Annotated in this window: 16 protein-coding genes; 8 read left to right on the top strand and 8 right to left on the bottom strand. The window is 60.8% G+C overall.

Features of this window, described 5'->3' with window-relative positions; translation table 11 throughout:
* Positions 1–26 precede the first annotated feature (26 nt).
* Positions 27–914 (top strand): YghX family hydrolase, encoded by an 888-nt coding sequence (yghX, locus tag AO065_RS19235; RefSeq protein WP_004885531.1) that lies wholly within the window; start codon positions 27–29, stop codon positions 912–914.
* 263 nt (positions 915–1,177) lie between these two features.
* Here yghX and ydiJ read toward each other — a convergent pair whose 3' ends face one another.
* On the bottom strand, positions 1,178–4,225 hold the full coding sequence (ydiJ, locus tag AO065_RS19230) for a D-2-hydroxyglutarate dehydrogenase YdiJ (RefSeq protein WP_004885537.1): 3,048 nt from the start codon (positions 4,223–4,225) through the stop codon (positions 1,178–1,180).
* A gap of 154 nt (positions 4,226–4,379) precedes the next feature.
* Between ydiJ and AO065_RS19225 the strand changes: the two genes are divergently transcribed.
* The 4 genes from AO065_RS19225 to AO065_RS19210 all read left to right on the top strand — a co-directional run bounded on the left by AO065_RS19225 (position 4,380) and on the right by AO065_RS19210 (position 8,955).
* Positions 4,380–5,285, top strand: a complete 906-nt coding sequence (locus AO065_RS19225) for a LysR substrate-binding domain-containing protein (RefSeq protein WP_032651916.1) — start codon at positions 4,380–4,382, stop codon at positions 5,283–5,285.
* Positions 5,286–5,297: 12 nt separating this feature from the next.
* Positions 5,298–6,200 carry a LysR substrate-binding domain-containing protein gene (locus AO065_RS19220; protein WP_004885542.1) on the top strand — a complete coding sequence of 301 codons (903 nt, stop codon included), beginning with the start codon at positions 5,298–5,300 and terminating at the stop codon, positions 6,198–6,200.
* A gap of 188 nt (positions 6,201–6,388) precedes the next feature.
* Positions 6,389–7,699, top strand: coding sequence for an MFS transporter (locus AO065_RS19215; protein WP_004885543.1), 1,311 nt, complete (start codon positions 6,389–6,391; stop codon positions 7,697–7,699).
* A complete protein-coding gene (locus tag AO065_RS19210) occupies positions 7,696–8,955 on the top strand; it encodes a metal-dependent hydrolase family protein (RefSeq protein WP_004885545.1) in 1,260 nt (419 codons plus the stop codon). Before AO065_RS19215 ends, AO065_RS19210 begins: the two co-directional genes overlap by 4 nt.
* 249 nt (positions 8,956–9,204) lie before the next feature.
* On the opposite strand, the gene AO065_RS19205 is transcribed toward AO065_RS19210, so the two are convergent.
* Together AO065_RS19205 and AO065_RS19200 are read right to left on the bottom strand one after the other, a co-directional pair.
* Positions 9,205–10,104, bottom strand: a complete 900-nt coding sequence (locus AO065_RS19205; protein WP_004885547.1) for a polysaccharide deacetylase family protein — start codon at positions 10,102–10,104, stop codon at positions 9,205–9,207.
* A 90-nt stretch (positions 10,105–10,194) separates the two neighbouring features.
* On the bottom strand, positions 10,195–11,322 hold the full coding sequence (locus AO065_RS19200) for a GNAT family N-acetyltransferase/peptidase C39 family protein (protein WP_004885550.1): 1,128 nt from the start codon (positions 11,320–11,322) through the stop codon (positions 10,195–10,197).
* Between the two features lie 92 nt (positions 11,323–11,414).
* On the opposite strand from AO065_RS19200, the gene AO065_RS19195 reads away from it, so the two are divergent.
* Both AO065_RS19195 and AO065_RS19190 read left to right on the top strand, forming a co-directional pair.
* Entirely contained in the window at positions 11,415–13,001 is a 1,587-nt protein-coding gene (locus tag AO065_RS19195; protein WP_032651919.1) for a RimK family protein, read from the top strand.
* Between the two features lie 6 nt (positions 13,002–13,007).
* On the top strand, positions 13,008–13,937 hold the full coding sequence (locus AO065_RS19190; RefSeq protein ID WP_004885554.1) for a magnesium transporter CorA family protein: 930 nt from the start codon (positions 13,008–13,010) through the stop codon (positions 13,935–13,937).
* 98 nt (positions 13,938–14,035) lie between these two features.
* Here the strand turns inward: AO065_RS19190 and AO065_RS19185 are convergent, their stop codons facing one another.
* The 5 genes from AO065_RS19185 to lexA all read right to left on the bottom strand — a co-directional run bounded on the left by AO065_RS19185 (position 14,036) and on the right by lexA (position 20,711).
* Entirely contained in the window at positions 14,036–14,887 is an 852-nt protein-coding gene (locus AO065_RS19185; RefSeq protein ID WP_004885557.1) for an urea carboxylase-associated family protein, read from the bottom strand.
* 71 nt (positions 14,888–14,958) lie between these two features.
* Complete coding sequence (locus AO065_RS19180; RefSeq protein WP_004885558.1) at positions 14,959–18,048, bottom strand: error-prone DNA polymerase; 3,090 nt, start codon at positions 18,046–18,048, stop codon at positions 14,959–14,961.
* A gap of 2 nt (positions 18,049–18,050) precedes the next feature.
* Positions 18,051–19,466, bottom strand: coding sequence for a Y-family DNA polymerase (locus AO065_RS19175; RefSeq protein WP_004885560.1), 1,416 nt, complete (start codon positions 19,464–19,466; stop codon positions 18,051–18,053).
* A gap of 7 nt (positions 19,467–19,473) precedes the next feature.
* Complete coding sequence (gene imuA / locus AO065_RS19170; protein WP_004885561.1) at positions 19,474–20,094, bottom strand: translesion DNA synthesis-associated protein ImuA; 621 nt, start codon at positions 20,092–20,094, stop codon at positions 19,474–19,476.
* Positions 20,094–20,711 carry a transcriptional repressor LexA gene (gene lexA / locus AO065_RS19165; RefSeq protein WP_032651925.1) on the bottom strand — a complete coding sequence of 206 codons (618 nt, stop codon included), beginning with the start codon at positions 20,709–20,711 and terminating at the stop codon, positions 20,094–20,096. The genes imuA and lexA overlap by 1 nt, the downstream gene beginning before the upstream one ends.
* Positions 20,712–20,911: 200 nt before the next feature.
* Between lexA and AO065_RS19160 the strand changes: the two genes are divergently transcribed.
* On the top strand, positions 20,912–21,907 hold the full coding sequence (locus tag AO065_RS19160; protein ID WP_004885565.1) for an aldo/keto reductase: 996 nt from the start codon (positions 20,912–20,914) through the stop codon (positions 21,905–21,907).
* The last annotated feature ends 312 nt before the right edge of the window (positions 21,908–22,219 follow it).

Raw genomic sequence — 22,219 nt, 5'->3', positions numbered from 1 at the left:
CGAATGACTGATAAGGAAGGGTACGGATGGAACGTCTCACAGCGAAAGACTTTGCACCTGAACTGCTCGAACTTTACGACTATTACGCCCATGGCAAGATCAACCGACGCGAATTTCTCGACCGCGCGGCAGTGTTCACCCTGGGCGGCCTTACCGCAAGCGCCCTGCTCGCTTCCCTGAGCCCCAACTATGCGTTGGCCGAGCAGGTGGAATTCACCGACCCGGACATCATCGCCGAATACGTGAATTACCCCTCGCCCAAAGGCCATGGTCAGGTGCGCGGCTATCTGGTGCGTCCCGCCAAGGCGACCGGCAAGGTTGCCGCCATTGTCGTGGCGCATGAAAACCGCGGGTTGAACCCGTATATCGAAGACGTTGCCCGGCGCGTGGCCAAGGCAGGCTTCATCGCCCTGGCACCGGACGGACTGTCATCGGTGGGCGGTTATCCGGGCAATGACGACAAGGGCCGCGAGCTTCAGCAGAAGGTCGACCCTGAAAAACTGATGAACGACTTCTTCGCCGCCATCGAGTGGCTGATGAAGCACGACGCAACCACGGGCAAGGTCGGTATCACCGGATTCTGTTATGGCGGTGGCGTCACCAACGCAGCGGCGGTGGCCTATCCGGAGTTGGGCGCGGCGGTCTCGTTTTACGGACGCCAGCCGAATTCGGAGGATGTGGTGAAGATCAAGGCGCCGATCATGATCCATTACGGCGAGCTGGACACCCGCATCAACGAAGGCTGGCCTGCTTATGAAAAGGCCCTGAAAGCTGCCGGCACGACTTACGAAACCTACATCTATACGGGCGCCAACCACGGTTTCCACAACGACTCGACCCCGCGCTACGACGAAGCCGCCGCCAAACTGGCCTGGGAACGGACGCTGGGGTGGTTCAGGAAGTACTTGGTTTGAGTGTGGAGCAGGGCTTTCGCCAAACTGATCGTGCCCATCGCTCTGCGTGGGCATGCCTCCCGTGACGCTCCGCGTCACAAATGGCACAGACTGCGGATTCAGTGAGCCGAGCGCATGACGTGGATAACGCTGGTGCTTGGCCACGCATGTGCGCCACATTCAAGAGCGGACGCGGAGCGTCCTGAGAGGCATTACCACGCTGGAGCGTGGGAACGATCAGCTGATCTCAAGCACGCCGATCATGCCCATGCCTGCGATCAGCGTTACCCCGCCCGCATCCGCTCCAGCAGCACTTGCAACGGATGCCTGATGACCTTGCCATCCTGACGCTTGACCTGACTTCTGCACGAGTAACCATCGGCAACCAATCGGTCACCCCCACCATGACGCGCTACCAGCGGCTGCCAGGACTGGCTGTAGATGGTTTTACTGGTCTTCACGTTGCGGGTTTCATGGCCGTAGGTGCCGGACATGCCGCAGCAGCCGCTTGGCAATACCTGCAGAGTCAGGCCGTTACGGGCGAAGGCTTGCTGCCAGAGGCCGACGCTGGCCGGTTCGTTGGTTTTTTCGGTGCAGTGCGGCAGGAAGTAATACGTTTCGCTTTCGGCTTCCGAACCCTGCTCGACCAGCGCCGAAGCCAGCCATTCCTGCGGCAGCATCACGGTCGGCACGTTTTCGCTGCCCAGGGTCTTGCTGTATTCCTGGCGATAAACCAGCGTCATTGCCGGATCAAGGCCAATCAGCGGAATGCCGGAATCCTGAAGCTTGCGCAGTGACTGACTATTGAAACTCGCTGCCTTTTCGAACGCTGCCATGAAGCCCTGAACCTGCAAGGGCTTGCCGTTGGGGGCGAATGGCGCAAGGTAAACCTGGTAACCCATACGCGAGATCAGCTCCAGCCAGTCGGCCGCCAGCGGGGTTTCGAAGTAACGGGTAAACGCGTCCTGCACCAGCACCACCGTACGCTGGCGCTCCTGCTCAGTCAGCGCCGCGAGACGCGCAGGCGTTGCAATGCCGACGTTCCAGCGCGCGCAGGCCGCACGAAAGTCCATCAGGCTCAGCAACGGGCTGTCGACCATGCCCGCCACATGCTCAAGCAGATAACGGACCGGCTTTGCCCCCATCACGCCGTTGTACAGCCTGGGAAAACGCGCCAGATGCGGAATGCTGAACTCCAGCGAACCGATCAGGTAATCCTTGAGCGGACGCAGATAGCGGCTGTGGTACAGCTCCAGAAAACGCGATCGAAACTCCGGGACATTGACCTTGACAGGGCACTGACCAGCGCAGGACTTGCACGCCAGGCAACCCGACATGGCGTCGTAGACTTCGTGGGAGAAGTCTTTCTGCCCCGCCACTCGGGCCACGCTGTTGACGGTGCGCTCGGCCAGGCTCTTCACCACATTGGCCGTACGCGCCCTGGCGCTTGCAGTCAGCACGTTCACATCCTGCTCGCCCTGCAGACGCAACCATTCCCGGACCAGCGACGCCCGACCCTTCGGTGAATGAACGCGGTCGCGTGTGGCTTTCCAGGACGGGCACATCGCATCGTCGGGATCGTAGTTGTAACAGGCGCCATTACCGTTGCAATGCAACGCCGTGTCATAGCTCTGCCAGACACGCTCGTCGATGGTCCGGTCCAGATCACCCCGCAGTTTCACCTCGTCCACCAGGGTCAGACGCGCCTCAGGCACCGAAGCAGGCGTGGCGATCTTGCCGGGGTTGAGCTGGTTGAACGGGTCGCAGGCAGCCTTCAACGCCTGAAGCGCAGGATACAGTTCACCGAAATACTCGGGCACGTACTGTGAGCGCAGGCCCTTGCCGTGCTCGCCCCAGAGCAGACCGCCGTAACGCTTGGTCAGCGCAGCGACGGCATCGGAAATCGGACGAATCAAGGCGGCCTGCGCCGGGTCTTTCATGTCCAGAATCGGCCGAACGTGCAGCACGCCCGCGTCCACATGGCCGAACATGCCGTACTGCAGACCGTAGCTGTCCAGCAGCGCACGGAATTCCTGAATGTAATCGGCCAGGTTTTCCGGCGGCACGGCCGTATCCTCCACGAACGGCTGCGGCCGCGCCTCGCCTTTGACGTTGCCCAGTAAACCGACAGAACGTTTACGCATGGTGTAGACGCGATTGACCGCCGCACTGCCGGTCGCCAGGGTGTGGCCGAGGCGCACGACCGAGGTATCCGTCTGCAGGTGCGCGACAAACGCATGCACCCGCTGCTCGACTTCGTTCAATTCGTCGCCACTGAACTCGATCAGGTTGATACCCAGCGTCGGCGTGGCCGGATCCTGAGGAAAATACTCGGCAACGCCGTGCCAGACGATGTCCTGCATTGCCAGCATCAAGACCTTGGAATCCACCGTTTCGATGGACAGCGGCTTGTGCGCCATCAACGCCTTGGCGTCGCGCAACGCGTCCATGAAGCCTGCGTAACGCACATTGACCAGAATCGAATGCTTGGGGATCGGCAGCACGTTCAGCCTGGCTTCGACGATAAAGCCCAGTGAACCTTCGGAACCGCACAGCACGCTGTTGAGGTTGAAGCGCCCGTCTTCCTCACGCAGGTGCGCCAGGTCATACCCGGTCAGGCAGCGATTGAGGGGCGGGAAAACGTCCTTGATCAGTTGCGCCTGAGTGTCGGCAATCTGCTGCGCGCAGCGATAGACGTCGCCTGCACGATCAACACGCGCCTGTTCGCGCATCAGTTGCTCGGCATCCATGGCCTGGGTGTTCACGTATGAACCGCCCAGCAACACGGTGGACAGTTCCAGCACGTGGTCACGGGTCTTGCCGTAGGTGCAACTGCCCTGCCCGCTGGCGTCGGTGTTAATCATCCCGCCCACCGTGGCACGGTTGGACGTCGACAGCTCAGGCGCGAAAAACAGCCCGTGGGGCTTGAGCGCGGCGTTGAGCTGGTCCTTGACCACGCCAGTCTGGACGCGCACCCAGCGCTCCTCGACGTTGATTTCGAGAATATTGTTCATGTGCCGCGACAGATCGACCACCACGCCATCGGTCAGCGACTGGCCATTGGTGCCGGTGCCGCCGCCCCGGGGGGTCAGGACGACCTCTTTATATTCGGGGCGGGCAGCCAGCCGGGCGACGATGGCCACGTCATGGCTGTCCATCGGGAACACCGCAGCCTGTGGCAGGCGCTGGTAGATGGAGTTGTCGGTGGCCAGCACGGTGCGTGAACCCATGTCCCGGGCGATTTCCCCGCGAAAACCGCCCTCGCTCAGGGCGTTGAGGAAACGGTCGTAGTGACCGACCTGTTCGGACGTGGGCTTCAGCAGCGCAATCATGGTGGTGTTCCTGACGGGTTAGGCTTTTTATATGCAAAGCACGTATGCTTCGAAGGGCTCGCAAGCACGGCAATATCAACGGTTGGCGTGATTCTCCGGCCTGCGGCGCCGCAGTGCAAACGTAAAACATGCCGTTTTTCCATGAGCTTTATGAATGAACCCCAGAAGACTGACGCCTTCGATGTCGCTGCTGATCGCTTTCGAAGCGGCCGCCCGGCATGGCAGTTTTACCAAGGCCGCCGATGAACTGACCCTGACCCAGAGCGCGGTGAGCCGTCAGGTGCAGGCGCTCGAAGCCCAGCTTGAGGTCGAGCTGTTCAAGCGCGATGGCCGGCGTATCGAGCTGACCACCGCAGGGGCGCTGTACCAGCACGAACTGGCCGCAGCCCTCGGTCGAATCCGCAGCGCGACGCTGCAGACCATCGCTCACAAGGCCGAAGGCGGCACCCTGCATCTTGCCGTGCTGCCCACCTTTGGCTCCAAATGGCTGCTGCCGCGCATGAATGACTTTTACGCGAGGCATCCGGGCTATGTGGTGCACGTGCATTCGCGCATCGTGCACGCCGACCTGACGCCAGCCGCCAGCGAGATGAACGCCATCATCTGCGCAGGCACCGGCAACTGGCCGGGCTACATCGCCCACCCGCTGGTCAGTGAAAAGCTGGTACTTATTGCCAGTCCCGGCGCGCTGAAAGGGTATGCATCCATGACCCCGGCACAGGTGGCGCACTACTCGCTGCTCAGCGTGGTGTCGCGTCCCAACGCCTGGTCAGACTGGTTCGAGCGTAACCGGCTGGATCATCATGTGATGCGCCCCGGCCCGAGTTTCGAGCTGACCTCACACCTGATCCAGGCCGTGGCGGCAGGCATCGGTATCGCGCTGGTGCCACGCATTCTGGTGCTGGACGAACTCGCAAGCGGCGAACTGGTGACGCTGTTCGAACCGCTGGACAGCGGCCGTAACTATTACCTGGCCTACGCCACGCGCTTTCAGAACCTGCCGTCACTGTGCGTGTTCAGGGACTGGCTGCTGTCCATTCCGTTTCCCGACAGCCTTTGATCCGGAGTCTTCATGCGCATCGAACCGCTGCCACCCTTGCAGAACCTGATTGCTTTCGAGGCCACCGTACGCCATGGCAGCTTTACCCGGGCGGCGACCGAACTGCACCTGACGCAAAGCGCGATCAGTCGGCAAGTGGCGCAATTGGAAGAGTTTCTGGGCAGAGCGCTGTTCCGTCGCGAGCACAAGCGCATTCACCTGACCGTTGCCGGGCAGATCTACGCCGAACAGATTCATCGTGTACTGACCCTTTGTGCGGAGGCCACTGCTCAGGTCATCACCCACAGTGGCGAGCAACAACTGACACTGGCCTGTTCCAGCGGCGTCGCGGCCTTGTGGCTCGGTCCTTTGCTGGGCCGTTATCGGGATGAATTTCCCGGCGTCGATATCCGGCTGCGCGTCGTCGACGGGCTGGATTCGCTGATCCGTGCCGAGTTCGATCTGGCTTTGTATTTTCTGCGTGAAAGCTCGCCTGCCGGGCTGGACAGCCGGTTGCTGTTTGCCGAGTCGGTCAACGCCTATTGCTCGCCTGAGTATCTGAACGGCCAACTGCTCGAACCTGCGCAATTGCTCGACTACTGTCTGCTGATGCTGGAAGACGGCCAGCGCCAGTGGCTGTCCTGGAATGACTGGTTCGGCCGTCAGGGCGTGGATGCCTCGCTGATCCGCAAGCGCATGACGGTCAACCTGTATCCGGTGCTGGTGGATCTGGCAATGTCCGGTCATGGCATTGTGCTGGGTTGGCAGCCGATGATCGACAGGCATGTGCGTTCCGGCGCGCTGGTGCCTGCGTGCAGCACAAGTGTCGGCGCGGTGGGCGGCTATTACCTGCTGACGCCCAGCGGCAAGATGCCCCGCCGCGCGGCGCGTGCCTTCGAGAAATGGCTGAGCGACGAGATCAGTTCGCAAGGCTGATCGTTACAGAGAGCACCTGCATGCGTGCCGCGCATGCAAACCTGCGTAAAGAGCGTTTTCTCCAAACCGGGCATAAGCCTACTCTCAACCCTAACGGGCGCTAGACCTGATTCTGTTTCACCTTCCGACTCTGCCCCCTTTTCAATGCAGGGTCGTTCCCTGCGTGTATTGCATGCAGGAGCTAAAAAGTGAGCACACTACAACAATCCCTCACACATCCCCAGAACAGGCAGGCGCGCCGCGCCATCACTGCCACGGTCATCGGCAATGGCCTGGAGTGGTTCGACTTCACGGTCTACAGCTTTTTCTCGGTCATCATCGCCAAGGTGTTCTTCCCGACCGGTAGCGAACTGACGTCCTATCTGCTGGCACTTGCGACCTTTGGCGTGGGCTTTTTCATGCGTCCGGTGGGTGGCATCGTGCTGGGCATCTACGGCGACAAGCATGGGCGCAAGGCGGCCTTGTCGCTGACCATCCTGCTCATGGCCTTCGGAACGCTGATTATTGCCCTCACGCCGAGCTTCGCGCAGATCGGCTACCTGGCCCCGGTGCTGATCGTGCTGGCGCGTCTGCTACAGGGTTTTTCCGCCGGCGGCGAGATGGGCAGCGCCACGGCGTTTCTGACTGAACATGCGCCGGCCGGCCGTAAAGCGTTCTACTCCAGCTGGATTCAGGCGAGTATCGGCGTCGCCGTGCTGCTCGGCTCGGCACTGGGCGCGATTCTGTCCAGCTACCTGACCCAGGCACAGCTGGAAAGCTGGGGCTGGCGCGTGCCGTTCCTGATCGGCACCCTGATCGGCCCGGTGGGTTTCTACATTCGCAGCCGGGTCGACGAGACCCCTGCCTATACCGCCAGCAAACCGGTCGATTCGCCGCTGCGTGAAGTGATCAAGACCTACCCGCGCCAGACCCTGATCAGCTTTTCGCTGGTGGTGCTCTGGACCGTCTGCACCTACGCGATTCTGTTCTACATCCCCTCTTACGCCCAGCGCGTGCTGGGCCTGCCGTCATGGATGGGTTTCAGCGCGGGGATGATGGGTGGCGCCGTGTTGATCGTCGCCACACCGCTGGTGGGCGCCATGGCGGATCGCAGCGGCAACCGTTCATGGCTGCTGGGCTCGGCCATCGCCATTTTCTTCAGCGCTTACCCGATGTTCCTGTTCATCAACCAGATGCCTGGGCTGTTCTCGCTGCTGATTTTCGAACTGGTGCTGGGTCTGCTGATTTCCGGCTACATCGGCTCGATTCTCGCCGCGTTCGGTGAGTTGCTGCCGACCCATGTCCTGTCCACGGGTCTATCGGTCGCCTACAACTTCGCAGTGACCATTTTCGGCGGTTTCGCCACCTTCACGATCACCTGGCTGATTGCCTCGACCGGCAGCAATCTCGCGCCGGCCTTCTACATCATGTTCGCGGCGATTGTCAGCGGCATCGGCGCGATGCTCTATCGCGACCCTGCCCCTGCCGTAAATCGCCCTCTGACTGGAGCCTATCAATGAGTACTGCTGAATCCCCACGCCTGATCCTGCGCAACGGCCGCATTCTGGACGTTGAACTGGGCAAACTTGTTTCAGGTCAGGAAGTCGTGATCCAGGGCGAGCGCATTGTCGATGTACGCGCCGAAGGCGAGCCTGCCGGACCGGACGATCAGGTGATCGATCTGGGCGGCAAGACCCTGATGCCGGGCCTGATCGACTGCCACGTTCACGTGCTGGCGTCCAACGCCAACCTGGGCATGAATGCGCTGCAACCCAACGCAATCATCATGTACCGCGCCCTGCCGATTCTGTCTGCAATGCTGGATCGCGGCTTCACCACGGTGCGTGACGCAGGCGGCGCTGACTGGGCGCTGGCGCGTTCCATTCAGATGGGGCTGATCCCAGGGCCAAGAATCTTTGCCTCGGGCAAGGCGCTGTCCCAGACCGGCGGCCACGGCGACATGCGCGCCCGTGGTGAACTGCTGCTCAACGAGCCCTGTTCCTGCTGCTTCCGGGCCGGTGCTATTGCCCGTGTAGTGGATGGTGTCGACAACGTACGCCTGGCCGTGCGTGAAGAGCTGCAACAGGGCGCGAACCAGATCAAGATCATGGCCTCGGGCGGTGTGTCTTCGCCGACCGACCCGATCGCCAACACCCAGTACAGCGAGGCTGAAATTCGCGCGATTGTCGATGAAGCGGCGGCGGCCAACACCTACGTCATGGCTCACGCCTACACCGCACGCGCCATTCGCCGGGCCATCGAGTGCGGCGTGCGGACCATCGAGCATGGCAATCTGGTGGACGCTGACACGGCGCGGCTGATGGCCGAAAAAGGCGCGTTCGCCGTGCCGACCCAGGTCACTTACGAAATGCTCGCCGAGTACGGCGAACGCTTCGGTCTGCCGCCGGATTCAGTGGCCAAGATCGAGGACGTCCGTCAGGCCGGGCGCAACGCGCTGGTACTGTTCGCCGAAGCCGGTGTGCCGATGGGATACGGCTCCGATCTGCTGGGCGAAATGCATGAGTACCAGACTCACGAACTGAAAATCCGCGCCGAAGTGCTGGGCAATCTGGCGGCATTGCGCAGCGCAACCAGCGTGGCGGCGCAGATTCTGCAGCGCGAAGGCGAACTGGGCTGCATCGCCAAGGGCGCGATTGCTGACGTGCTGGTCGTGGACGGCGATCCGCTGACCGACATTCACTGTCTGGTTGGCCAGGGCGAACGACTGGCGATGATTGTTCAGGGTGGCAAGGTGCGCAAGAACACGCTGATCTGAATGGCCAAACCGGCTCGGCCCTTGATCCAAGGGCCGAATGTCTCTGGTCAAACAACCCGTAAGCCACTTGAGAGAAGCGATTTCTTTCGTGGGAGGCGGCTTGCCGGCGATGCAGTCGACGCGGTACTTCAGAGAAACCGCGTCATCGTTCATCGCCGGCAAGCCGCCTCCCACAGTTTGTATTTGCTGCCAGATAGCGCTGTGTCAGAGACAGAGAAGTATCTTGCGCAGTGGGATACCGACAGGGGCTCAGTCGGCGTTGTGATCCCAGATCCAGTTCCACAGTCCCGGTAGCTTCACGGATTCGTCTGCGTCCCTGACGGTGCGGGCCATTGCGGCGCGCTGCAACTGTGCGCTGTCGTCGTAGAACGGTTTGGCAGACAGTCGCACGCCGGTCTGATTGGCACTGTCGACCAGAATCTGCAGGTACTCACGCGCATGCCGGGCCGTGTAGCGGTTCAGGTCATGGAAGGTCACCACTACCGGAATCACACCATCGACTGCAGGCAACTCGCCCGCAGCGATGCGTTCACGTACCTGAGACAACTGGCTGACCATGTTCGAGCGACGTCTCAGGCTGAAGTTGTAACCCCAGATCTTCCCGTCATTGGCACTCAGGTCGGTCAGCAGTACATGCAGCCCGTGCTGCTGATAAATGCCGAAGGTGCGCTTGTCGTAGTTCCAGAATGGCGGACGCAGCAGAACGGTCGGCGTATCGGTGATCGACTCAATGATTTCGCTGCCCTGAGTCAGCGACTGATGGAGTTCTTCAGAGGTCAGCGAGCGGTGGTTGGTGTGGTGCGGCGTTGCAGTGTGAAAGCCCAGCACGTGACCTTGCGCGTGCTCACGCTGCATCAGCGCCCTTCCCTCATCACTGTTGCCCGCCCCGGTTGCGCCGGTCTGCACGAAAAACACCGCTTTGATGTTCGGTTCCAGCGGATTGTCGGCCAGGCTGTCGAGCACGGTTGCCGTCGGGTTGTAGAAGGTTGTCGCGCTGGGGCCGTCATCGAACGACAGCAGGAAACGTACTGGCGGTTGCTGACGAAGCCGCTCGGCGGTCTCTGTCGTCAGCGGCACAGGCGAACTGATGCAGGCCGACAAACTCAAGACAGTGATCGAGGTCCACAAGACGGCAAAAGCGGTTTTCATGAGCGTGTGTTCCGAATGACCGGGCAATGAACATTCACCGGTACTGCGGCGCACACACTAGCCGCGCGTCAGGATTAAAGCCATAGCGGTTCATGAAACCTGCGCACAATCAGGTTCCCCAGGTCCCGACGGGTAAACGATCACGGCTGCCCGCAGCTTGTCAGTCCCGAAGCAACTCATGCGATTGAAGTCAGCGTGGCTCACCGGCAAATGCTGGCAGTCGATGGCCTGGCGGTGCAGGCTGTGATCGATATCCGGATCATGCAGATAGACGAAATCGGCGTCGCAGTCCGTGACCATCACCCAGTGCGGAGCCTTGGAGCGGGTCAGGCGGTAGCTGCTGATCAGCACCAGCGGTTTGCCGCCTTCCGCCAGCACACGCGGCAGGTTCAAGGCATGATCGGCCAGCGCCTGCACGTCGGAAGCGTCAAGTTCGCGGCAGAACTGTTCGTGGACCAGACGCACCACCTGTTTCTTGGTATCACTGCGCACGCCGTTCAAAAACAACGGCCCGGCTATCGACACCAGCAGCTTCACGGCAAAGCCGCGCCGCCAGGCCGCCAGCGCCAGCCCTTGCGGACTGCAGCCGCCATGGCCCGACGTCATGAATACGGTGGTTGCTTCACGCCAGATCTGCAATTCCTCGGCACGCACCATCAAGCGCTCGGGCTGCAAGGCTTTCATGGCCATCAACAGGCAGGCCGGGCCGCAGGTAAAGTCCAGTGTCTGCTGGTAGTAAGGGACCGAGCGGCCGTTATGCCGGGCATGCTCGACAATGCGCTTTTCATAACGCAGCGCGGGTGCATGGTCCTGATAGTAATCGTCGACCTGAGCGAAGCGCCGATAGCCACTGCGTTCATAAAGACCGATGGCTGCAAGGTTGTCGGGGCGCACTTCCAGACGCAGATACGCGCAATCGCGCTCGACCGCCCGCTGTTCGGCATGCTGCAACAGCTGCTTGCCAAGCCCCAGCCCTCGCGCCGCATTGGCGATGGCCAGCGAGTACAGACGCCCCAGCGACGTGCCACGGTGAAACAGCACCAGCGCGTATCCGGTCAACTGCCCAGCCCGCTCGGCCACGATCAGGCAGGCGTTGGCCCGGCGGATCATCCAGTTGAAACTGCGTGCCGTCAGCCGGTCGCCTTCAAAGCACTGGTCCTCCAGAAACAGCAAATACTCGACATCGGAATCCACTGCATCGCGAAATATAAAATCCATCTGCACCGCCGTAAAAGTTGTGTAACGAAACGGGACATTTCAATAAGCACATGCTTAATAGAAAGGACTGTTTCCCATCGGATCGATTACACATGTCAGCGGCGCAGGTGAAGATGAACGAAGTATCGGCTCAACGTGCAGTTTCAGCAACTACGAAACGTGCTTATCCCGCAGTCCCTTTTGCAGCACAAAGCCAGGTAGTCATTATTGTCGAGCGGTTGGAAGACTGGGCATCCTATTTCCCGAGTGAAAACCTGATGACGGCGCAGGACTATCTGGAGAAGCCGCTGCAAGCCACGGCTGGCAAGCGCGTACAGGTCATCAACCTGTGCCGGAGCTATAAGTACCTGGGCCACGGTTATTATTGTTCTCTGCTGGCCGAAGCGCGTCAGCACCATGTCATTCCCTCCGTGCGTACTATCAGTGAGCTGACACGCAAATCATTGTATGGACTGGCACTGGATGATCTGGACAAAGTGTTGGAAACCGCACTTCAGGATCACCCGTATGACAATACCGAAGGTTTTACCCTGACACTTTATTTCGGCCAGACAACACTCGCACCTTTGAATGATCTGGCGCGTCAGTTGTTCGAAGCCTTTCCCTGCCCGATTCTGCTGGTTGAATTTCGCAAGCGCGAAAACTGGCATATCGCAGGTATCAAGTCCGGTGCCCTGCCCCGTTTGCGTGACGATCAACAGGACGAGTTCGCCCTTGCGCTGGACGGCTTCAGTCGCAAGGTCTGGCGTCAACCAGGCTCGCGCCGCGTGGCACGTTACGACCTGGCGATCCTGCACGACCCGCAGGAACAATTGCCACCCTCCAACGCAGAGGCCCTGGCCAACTTCATTCGCGTCGGCCAGCGTCTGGGGATCGATGTCGAATTGATCGAAAAGAAGGACTACTCGCGACTCGCCGAATACGACGCGCTGCTGATCCGAGAGACCACGAGTGTCGACAACCACACCTATCGTTTCGCCAAGAAAGCTGAAAGCGAGGGGCTGGTGGTCATGGACGATTCGACGTCCATTCTGCGCTGTACCAACAAGGTGTACCTGACCGATCTGCTCAAAAGCCATGACCTGGGCATGCCGCGTACCGAAATCCTCTACAAGGACCGACCCGAAGAGCTGGAGAATGTCGCCAGACGGTTGGGCTTTCCGTTGGTGTTGAAAATCCCTGACGGCTGTTTCTCACGCGGTGTGATCAAGGTCGGTACAGCTGAAGAAATGCACACCGCCACTGCGCAGTTGTTCGAGCATTCGGTACTGCTGCTGGCGCAGGAATTCTTCTACACCGAGTACGACTGGCGCATCGGCATTCTTAACCGCAAGCCGATCTTTGCCTGCCAATACTTCATGTCCAAGGGGCACTGGCAGATTTACAACCACAAGGCTGTCGGGGCCGAAATCAACGGTGAATGCCGCACCCTGGCGGTTCATGAAGCGCCGAGAGCGGTGGTTGAACTGGCGCTCAAGACCGCCAACCTGATTGGCGACGGGCTATACGGCGTTGACCTGAAGCAGTCTGGCGACAAGGTGGTGGTGATCGAAGTCAACGACAACCCCAACCTCGACGCCGGTATTGAAGACGCCTACCTGCAGGACGATCTGTACGGTCTGATACTGGAAGAATTCATTCGCCGCCTGGACATCAAACGTCTTGGCCAAGCCTGGTAATCACCCATGATCAAAGGCCTGAAACTCGACGCCAACCGCCTTCAAGCCTGCGACCCACTGATGGCGCAGGTGCTGTGGTTCAGCAAACCGGACGCCGGCGAACGCACGCTGCTGGCCGAGCGCTTTCACCTGGATGAGCATGCTGTGGCATCGGCGCTGGACCCGGATGAAATTTCCCGCATCGAGTTTCATCCCGATGCGCTGTTTCTGATCTGGAAGCGGCCTGAAAACTATTCAGGCAAGGACAGCTTTTCGTTCGATGTCTCGTCATTCGGTGTTTTGCTCAAACAGGATCAGCTGTTATTGATCTGCGACGACGATCAACCGCTGACGTCACTGTTGACGCAACGCCCGCTTGAACAGCCGTTGGATATTCTGCTGGAGATGCTGTTCAACAATATCCATCACTATCTGGGCCACTTGAAGGTGATCAAGATGGTGGCGCGTGAACTGCAGCAGAAATTCAATTCATCACTGGAAAATCGTCACCTGCTGCAAATGTTCAACCTCAGCGAAAGTCTGGTGTATTACATCAACGCGATTCACAGCAACGGCGCTGTCCTGACCCGGCTGCGCAATCATGCGCAGGGCAAACAGTACGGCAACGCCAGCCTGGCGCTGATCGACGATATGATCATCGAGAACGATCAGTGCTACAAACAGGCCGAAATCTATTCAACGGTCTTTGCCGGACTGATGGATGCGCGGGGCAATCTGGTCAACAACAGCACCAATAACCTGCTGCGCAAGCTGACCCTGATCAACGTGGTGTTCCTGCCGCTCAACCTGATTGCCGGGATCGGCGGCATGTCGGAATTCAGCATGATGACCGCCCCGCTGCACTGGTGGGTCAGCTATCCCGCACTGCTGGTAGCCATGCTGGGTATGGGCGTCGCGATGATCTGGGGATTGCGCAGGATGGCGCGCTCAGCATGAGCCGGTCTTTACCTTGGGAGGCATCGCCACGTCGTCGACGTAGTGCTGTCGTGTGGCAAACACCGGACTGTGGGAGGCTGCCTGCTGCGTCAGAAAACCTATACCTCCCATTCGGCCTTGGCGATCTGCAACCCATGCAGTCCGTTGTAAGCCGCGCGCTGGGGTGGTTGCCAGCCTTCCAGCAGGGACGCCTCCAGGTCGTAGATTTCCACGCCCAACGGCCTGCACACGCTCAACGGATCCTGCGCATCCGGTCCCCACATCGGTAGCGACAGATCGCCACCCGGGCAGGTCGACAACGCGCACAGCAAATCGATTTCGGCGAAGAACTCCAGGTAATCGCCCTTTTGTGCCGGGCAGGCTTTCATGAAGTACATGTCGTCATGGTTGAGCCCGGTGCATTGGAAGATGTTCAGCACGTCGTGTACATCGAACTCGGTCAGACCGTGCGGCAGCACTGCGCGCGTCAGGTTCGAATGACAATGATGATGAAAGTCCTCGCCGGTCAGCATTTTGTTGACGTAAGGATCGCAACGCGTGCCCAACAGGTCGTGCAGGCGTCCGCCATGCTCGTCGATGCCGTAGCCGGCCAGGCTGTCGTCGGTGATGGTGACCATAGGCCGCAGGAACGGCAGGTTCGACCAGAGCCGGTCATGGGTGCTGACGTGCGCGCCCTGCAGTTGCCGGGTTCTGGCGGCCCACATGCGCTCACGAGGATCGTCGGCGTTCCAGACGTTGAAATCGCCCACCTGCGGGCCTACCGGTGTGGTGACACGAAACACCTGTCCTGCCTTGACCTTCCACGCCCGCCCGGTACGGATCGGTATTTCGAACTGCTCGGTCAGCGTGCGCTGCTGCATATTGGCGCGTATGCGCTCGTAAAAGGCCGTATCCACTTGCAGCGCGGCACCTTTACTCACCTGATAGGCAGCGGGATAGTCTTTGTACATGCGGACCTCTCGTGGGCAGTCTGGAAAGGTTCTCAACGCTGCAAATTGCGAGCCCGTTTTGCTCCCTTCACTCACTGGAAATCCCGACTGCGCACATCCAGCCCCGTCAGCAGCGGCGTCAGATCATAGAGACGCTGGGCAATCAGATGCCGCACGCCGCTCTTGGACTCCAGACGGCCGAACACTTGCAGCAGCTGTGAACCGACCAACACCTTGCGCTGCCGCTCGGCCAGATCGCGCCAGACCACGACGTTGACCATTCCGAACTCATCCTCCAGCGTCACGAAGGTCACGCCGCTAGCCGTGCCAGGGCGTTGTCGGCCAATGACCAGCCCGGCCACACTGAGGGTCCGGTCATTCTCCAGCGTAAGCAGGTCCCGCGAGCTGCGAAAGCGCTTGGCAGCCAGTTGCCGGCGTAACAAGGCCAGCGGATGTGGCCCCAGCGTCGTGCCCAGCGTGGCGTAGTCGGCGACCAGGTCTTCGGCCACGGTCGGCAGCGGCAACGTGACCTGATGCTCTTCGCTGGGCAGATCATCGAACAGCGGCCGCTGCGCTTCCACGCCAGCCACTTCCCAGCGGGCGCGATGCCGGTGACCGATCAGGCCGCGCAACGCACCGGAATCGGCCAGCGCCTCGGCAGCACGGTTGTCCAGTCCGGCGCGAATCGTCAGGTCAGTGGCATCCGAAAACGCGCGTGTCGCTCTGGCGCGTTCGATACGCAGCGCATCGTCTTCCCGAAAGCCGCGCACCATGCGCATGCCCAGACGGATCGCCAGATTGCGTGTGTAGTCAGGGTGTTCGATGGGCTCCAGCGAGCAATCCCAGTCGCTGTAACGCACGTCCACCGGACGGATTTCGATGTGATGACGACGTGCGTCCTGCAACAGTTGGTCCGGGCTGTAGAACCCCATGGGCCAGCTGTTGATCAGCGCACAGGTGAAGGCGGCCGGTTCATGGCACTTGAGCCAGCAACTGGCGTAGGTGAGCAAGGCGAAGCTGGCAGCGTGGGACTCGGGAAAACCGTAACTGCCAAAGCCCTTGATCTGCTCGAAGATGCGATCGGCGAAGTCCTGTTCGTAGCCGTTCTTGAGCATGCCCTTGGTCAGACGCTCCCGATGCGGCTCAAGCCCGCCGTGGCGTTTCCAGGCAGCCATCGACCGGCGCAACTGATCGGCCTCGCCGGGCGTGTAATCAGCGGCGATGATCGCCACTTCCATGACCTGCTCCTGAAACAGCGGCACGCCGAGGGTACGCTCGAATACCTTCTTCAATTTTGGAGGGTAGGTGATGGCTTCCTCGCCATTGCGCCTGCGCAGGTACGGATGAACCATGTCGCCCTGAATCGGCCCCGGTCGAACGATGGCCACCTCAATCACCAGATCGTAGAACTTCTCGGGCCTCAGGCGCGGCAGCATGGCCATCTGCGCGCGCGACTCGATCTGGAACACGCCGATGGTGTCGGCGCGGCTGATCATGTTGTAGGTCGGGCGGTCATCGGACGGCATCTCGGCCAGTGTCCAGCGTTTACCGCGATGCAAATGCACCAGATCGAAGGTTCTGCGCAACGCGCTGAGCATGCCCAAGGCCAGAATATCGACCTTCAGCAGGCCGACCAGATCCAGATCGTCCTTGTCCCACTGAATGATGGTGCGCTCGGCCATCGCTGCGTTCTCGACCGGCACCAGAGTGTCCAACGGATGCTCGGAAATCACGAATCCCCCCGGATGCTGCGACAAGTGTCGGGGGAAGCCGATCAGTTCGTCACTCAGGGCCAGCACGCGCTTGAGCATCGGCGCTTCAGGGTCCAGGCCGTATTCGCGCAGCCGCTCGGGGGATGGCAGCGTATCGCTCCAGCGGCTGAAGGCATCAGCCAGTGCGTTGATCTGATCCGGCGGCAAGCCCAGCACCCGCGCCACGTCACGCATTGCGCCGGAACCGTGATACGTGCTGGCCACGGCGGTGAGCGCTGCCCTGCCCCGACCATAGCGCCGGAACACATACTGAATGACCTCTTCGCGGCGGTCATGCTCGAAATCCACATCAATGTCAGGCGGTTCGTTGCGTTCCCTGGAGATGAAGCGCTCAAACAGCAGGTTGCTCTTCTCCGGATTCAGCTCGGTAATCCCCAGCGCATAACACACCACCGAGTTGGCCGCCGAACCTCGCCCTTGGCAAAGAATGTGCTGGCTGCGAGCAAATTCGACGATGTCGTGGACCGTCAGGAAATAGCTGTCGAACTTCATTTCCGCAATCAGGGCCAGCTCCTTCTCGACCTGCTCACGGGTTGTCGGGCGCAGGCCGTCTGGCCAGCGTTTGCGCACGCCCCGTTCGGTCATTTCGCGCAACCAGGACGACGGCGTCTGGCCCTTGGGCACCAGCTCATGGGGGTATTCGTACTTCAAGTCGTCAAGGTCGAATGTACAACGGCGGGCGATGCGTACCGATTCGGCCAACAGCCAGTCGGGGTACAGCTCGGCGAGCGCATCCGGTGTGCGCAAATGGCGCTCGCCGTTGGCAAACAGCAGATGCCCGGCCTCGGCCACCGTCGTGTGGTGACGGATCGCAGTCATGGTGTCCTGCAACGCACGTCGTCCTCGGGCGTGCATGTGGACGTCGCCGCTGGCAACCGCCGGAATGCTCAGGGACTGCGCCAATGCCAGCAGATCTGCAAGACGTTGTTCGTCATCCGGTCCTCGATGCAGCTCGACGCCGAGCCACAGGCGTTCGGCAAACCGTTCGCGCAACCAGTTGCCCTGAGCCAGACAGGCTTGCGTATCGTTCTCGATATCTGGCAGCCAGACCGCCAGCAAACCGTTGGACGCTATCTCGAAGTCATCGGGCAACAGCCGGTACTCGCCCTTTTTGGCGCGACGCCGGGCCAGGGTGATGATCCGGCACAGCGTTTGATAGCCGCCGAGGTCTTCTACCAGCAGGACGATCTTCGGCCCGTTTTCGATCTGCATCTCGCTGCCGATGATCAGTGGCAGACCACTGTCTTTCGAGGCCTGCCATGCACGTACGATCCCGGCCAGCGTGCATTCGTCGGTGATCGCCAGCGCTGTATAACCATGTCGTTTTGCCCTTTGAAACAGTTCCTGAGCGCTTGAAGCGCCACGCTGGAAGCTGAAGTTCGACAGGCAGTGCAGCTCGGCGTAATCCATGTTCACGCGAACCAGCCGTGCAGCAGCAGTTCGCCGCTTTCGCCCACCGTGCGGTAGGCCCAGGCGCGTTGGCCGCTGAGGGTTTCCACCAGGTAATAATCGCGTCGCACATCACCACCGTCCCACCAGCCTGACTCGATGCGCTCAGGCCCGGCCACGATGCGGGTGGTGTGTGCAGGCAATGGCTGTGGTTGGTGCAGCAACCAGCCCGGACGCGGATGACCGTGGACCTGCGCAATGACCTTGCTTTCAGCCACAGGCCGCCAGGCGCACTCGGGACGATGATCGGCAAGCGCTCGCAGGCCGTTGACCGACTCGTCGCCCAGCCGTGCCCGCAGGCGCTCGCGCAACTGCTCCCAGGGCAGCGTCTGTTGTTCGCGTTCATCGAACAGGGTTCGGTGCGTCGGGACGAAATCCGGCAAATCCTGCGCCAGCAAGCGCACCGCCCGCACCGGAGAAGCCACCAGCACCTGCTCCAGCCTGCCGCGGGCCAGCTCGAACAGCATCGAGGCATCCCGTTCGGCGCTGAGCAGACCGACCTGCACGACGGAATCCGGCCCGTCCACATGCTCCAGGTACAGGACAAAACGCTGCACGCCGCTGTCGCGACCAGTCAGGAACATGGCCAGATCGGCAATCAGGCGCTTGAGCGGGAACAGAAGCGCCTGATGCGATTCGACGTCGAAATTCAATTCGATGCGCAGGTCGAAAAAGTCCGGTGGCGTGTAGCACTCCAGCGCCACCGACCGCTCGCCGAGCAGTGTGTCGAGGTGCTGCAGCACGCTGGCAGGAAAGCGCCGCGCCAGGGTATCGCGTGGCAGGGCCAGCACCTGCCGGACATTGCGCAGCCCCATGCGGGCCAGTGCGATTGCCACTTCGCGAGCGAGACCGATGCGGTCCACCGGCATTTGTTCCAGGGTGCGACGCAGGTCATGCGGGCAATCGATACTCAGCCCGTCGTGCATGTTGGCCAGCATGCGCGCCGCAATCGGGTTGGGTGCCACGACGATGCGATGACGAAAGCCGAGTCCGGTCAGCTCTTCACGCAACCTCGCCTCGAACACCGGCCACGGCCCGAACAGCTTCAGGCTGGACTCGATTTCCATCAGCAGCACGCGTGGGTATCTGAGGCTGACATTGGAGCTGAAACCATAGGCCCAGGCGGCCAGCAGTTGCTGCAAACGCTCGGTTTCAGTCGGGTCATGCGGGACCATGGTGAAGCCTGATACCAGCGCCTGCGCCGCACTGAGCGATTGACCGGGTCGCAGGCCCAAGGCTCGAGCGGCCGGATTGACGGCCTGCAACACCCGACGTTGCGCACTGCCGCTGATCAGGGCCAGCGGTTCATCCGGATCGGTATGGCGGCGCATGACGCCGTCGAGTGCCAGTTGCGGCAGCAAGACACAGGCCCACAGCATAAGAACCTCAAGCGTCGGTCGGGAAAGGTATCGGCAAGGCGGGAGCAAGCCCGCCACGGCATTTGAGCACCCGTAGTTGTGCAGGACGGGTATCGACAGCAATGCGCAGCGCAGCGGGCGACGGGTTGGCAGCGGCCAGTTGAGGCCGGCAGGCGAAGGCCAGGGTCTGCCCGGTTTCAGCAGCCACTTGCAGGCGACGCAGCGCACGGTCGTCGACCATGCCGGGCCAGCACACCACGGCGCCACAACTGCCGGAACGCAAACATTGTTCGGCGGCCCACAAGGCATCCTTGCTGCCAGCCTCGATCAGGGTCATTTGCCGCAGGTCGACTCCAGCCGCCAGCCAGGCCTGCGGGTACGGCAGGTAAGGCGGCGCGACCAGCACGATGCGTTCGCCTATGCCGGACAGCCTCGCCAGACTGGGCCACAGCAGACGCAATTCACCACTGCCATTGGCCGGAATCAGGATTTCAGTCAGCGCCGATGGCGGCCAGCCGCCTGTGGGCAGGACGCTGTCGAGCAAGGCATGGCCGCTGGGCTGCGGGCTGACCTGCGGCGCAGACTGCTGACGCCCTTTCCAGACCCTGCGCTCGTCCAGCAGGCTGTCCAGGCTGACGACAGCGCCCATCATTCGCGCCGGACCAGACCGCAGAACACGCCTTCGATGGCGAAGTCCTGATCCGGCGTGACAATGATGGGCTTGTAAGCGGGATTGCGAGGCAGCAACTGCAGCCCGTCTGCACTGTGCCGCAGGCGCTTGATAGTGACTTCGCCATCCAGCCGGGCGACAACGATCTGGCCGTCGCTGGCCTGCGGGTTGCGGTGCACGCCAACCAGATCGCCATCGAGAATGCCGTCTTCGATCATGGAATCGCCCTGTACGCGCAGCAGGTAATCCGGCAAGCGGGTAAAAGTGCTGCGATCCAGATGCAGCGTGGCGTGCATATCGAGGTCTGGCCCGATGGGCGCACCGGCAGCGACCCGGCCCAACACAGGGATTTCCAGCAGCTCGGGGCGGGTTTCGTTCTGCACCAGACGAATGCCGCGTGCCTGATGCGGCACGACTTCGATCAGCCCCGCTTCGGTGAGGGCCACAATGTGTTTGCGTGCCACGCTGCGTGAAGCAAAGCCGAACGCTTCGGAGATTTCCGCCAGGCTCGGCGATTGCCCTTGCTGCGCGATGCGATCGCGGATGAAGGTAAGGATGGCGCTGCGACGGGGAGATAATGTGCTCATGGAGTACATTTGTACTCTTTTGCGTTTTTTCTGGCTAGTGCGTTTTGTCGGATCAGCAATGCCTTCCGATGATCATTGCCATGCTTGCAGACGATAACGTTCTTACATTATTTAGATAATCTGAACAGTTAAATCAAAAACAGCCGGTTTATTGCGCAATGCGAAGAGTACACACTTGATCTGTCTTTTCATTCCAGGGAGAAAGCATCGTGATCACACGTCAACTGGGCCAGCATGGCCCGCAGGTTTCTGCAATCGGACTGGGCTGCATGGGCATGTCGGACTTCTACACCACGGGCATCGACGAACAGGAGTCCATCGCGACACTGCATCGCGCTCTGGAACTGGGCGTCAGCTTTTTCGACACTGCCGACATGTACGGCCCGCACACCAATGAAGCCCTTCTCGGTCGTGCCTTGCAGGGCAAGCGCGACAGTCTTTATCTGGCCAGCAAATTCGGTATCGTGCGCAGCGATGATCCGCATGCCCGCGGTGTCGATGGCCGTCCCGAGTATGTCCGCCAGGCCATCGATGGCAGCCTCAAGCGCTTGAACACTGACTATCTGGACCTGTATTACCAGCACCGCGTCGACCCGAATGTGCCGATCGAGGACACCATCGGCGCCATGGCCGAGCTGGTGAAGGCTGGCAAGGTGCGCCACATCGGTATTTGCGAAGCCAGCGCAGAGACCATCGAGCGCGCCCACAGGGTACATCCACTGGCGGCGGTGCAAAGCGAGTACTCGCTGTGGTCGCGCGATCCGGAGCAAAATGACGTGCTTGCCACCTGCCGTCGCCTGGGCATCGCGTTTGTAGCCTACAGCCCGTTGGGACGAGGGTTTCTGACCGGAGAACTGCGCGCCCCCGAAGACTTTGCGCCAGACGACTACCGTCGCTTCAGCCCGCGCTTTCAGGGTGAGAACTTCAACCGCAATCTGCAACTGGTGGAAAAGGTCAAAGCCATCGCGGCAGCCAAGGGCATCAGCGCCTCACAATTGGCCCTGGCCTGGGTTCTGGCTCAGGGCGAGGACATCATTCCGATCCCTGGCACCAAGCAGCGCAAGTACCTGGAAAGCAATGTGGCGGCTGCTACGGTGGCGTTGAGCAAAGACGAACTGGCGCAACTGGATGCGATCTTTCCGGCCGAGGGTGCCGTGGCGGGTGAGCGTTACAGTGCAGAATCGATGAAGTTTGTAAACGGCTGATCGGGCGGATCTGATCAACCATCAACAGCCTGACTGAAGAAACACGCTATGTGGGAGGCATCACCATGTCTTCGACGTAGCGCTGTCCCGTAGCAAACACCCGGCTGTGGGGGGCGGCTTGCCGGCGATGCATTCGACGCGGTGTTTCAGGAAAATCGCGTCATCGTTCATCGCCAGCAAGCCGCCTCCCACGGTCCGGTGTTTGCCGCGCGACAGCGCTCCGTCGAAGACGTGGTGGCGTCTCTTATCAAACATAAAATAACCCATTGTTTTTGCTCTTAAAACTCAAGCCGCTTTGACCAGTTGCAATCC

The sequence above is a fragment of the Pseudomonas viridiflava genome (genome assembly GCF_001642795.1).
GTDB classification, from domain to species: domain Bacteria; phylum Pseudomonadota; class Gammaproteobacteria; order Pseudomonadales; family Pseudomonadaceae; genus Aquipseudomonas; species Aquipseudomonas viridiflava.
This window is presented reverse-complemented; position numbering and strand designations above follow the sequence as displayed.

What these genes read in the sequence shown, in the direction of transcription:
- yghX (WP_004885531.1), top strand. Translation starts at nt 27, where the DNA reads ATGGAACGTCTCACAGCGAAAGACTTTGCACCTGAACTGCTCGAACTT.
- ydiJ (WP_004885537.1), bottom strand. Translation starts at nt 4,225, where the DNA reads ATGATTGCGCTGCTGAAGCCCACGTCCGAACAGGTCGGTCACTACGAC.
- AO065_RS19225 (WP_032651916.1), top strand. Translation starts at nt 4,380, where the DNA reads ATGAACCCCAGAAGACTGACGCCTTCGATGTCGCTGCTGATCGCTTTC.
- AO065_RS19220 (WP_004885542.1), top strand. Translation starts at nt 5,298, where the DNA reads ATGCGCATCGAACCGCTGCCACCCTTGCAGAACCTGATTGCTTTCGAG.
- AO065_RS19210 (WP_004885545.1), top strand. Translation starts at nt 7,696, where the DNA reads ATGAGTACTGCTGAATCCCCACGCCTGATCCTGCGCAACGGCCGCATT.
- AO065_RS19205 (WP_004885547.1), bottom strand. Translation starts at nt 10,104, where the DNA reads ATGAAAACCGCTTTTGCCGTCTTGTGGACCTCGATCACTGTCTTGAGT.
- AO065_RS19200 (WP_004885550.1), bottom strand. Translation starts at nt 11,322, where the DNA reads ATGGATTTTATATTTCGCGATGCAGTGGATTCCGATGTCGAGTATTTG.
- AO065_RS19195 (WP_032651919.1), top strand. Translation starts at nt 11,415, where the DNA reads ATGTCAGCGGCGCAGGTGAAGATGAACGAAGTATCGGCTCAACGTGCA.
- AO065_RS19190 (WP_004885554.1), top strand. Translation starts at nt 13,008, where the DNA reads ATGATCAAAGGCCTGAAACTCGACGCCAACCGCCTTCAAGCCTGCGAC.
- AO065_RS19185 (WP_004885557.1), bottom strand. Translation starts at nt 14,887, where the DNA reads ATGTACAAAGACTATCCCGCTGCCTATCAGGTGAGTAAAGGTGCCGCG.
- AO065_RS19180 (WP_004885558.1), bottom strand. Translation starts at nt 18,048, where the DNA reads ATGGATTACGCCGAGCTGCACTGCCTGTCGAACTTCAGCTTCCAGCGT.
- AO065_RS19175 (WP_004885560.1), bottom strand. Translation starts at nt 19,466, where the DNA reads ATGCTGTGGGCCTGTGTCTTGCTGCCGCAACTGGCACTCGACGGCGTC.
- imuA (WP_004885561.1), bottom strand. Translation starts at nt 20,094, where the DNA reads ATGGGCGCTGTCGTCAGCCTGGACAGCCTGCTGGACGAGCGCAGGGTC.
- lexA (WP_032651925.1), bottom strand. Translation starts at nt 20,711, where the DNA reads ATGTACTCCATGAGCACATTATCTCCCCGTCGCAGCGCCATCCTTACC.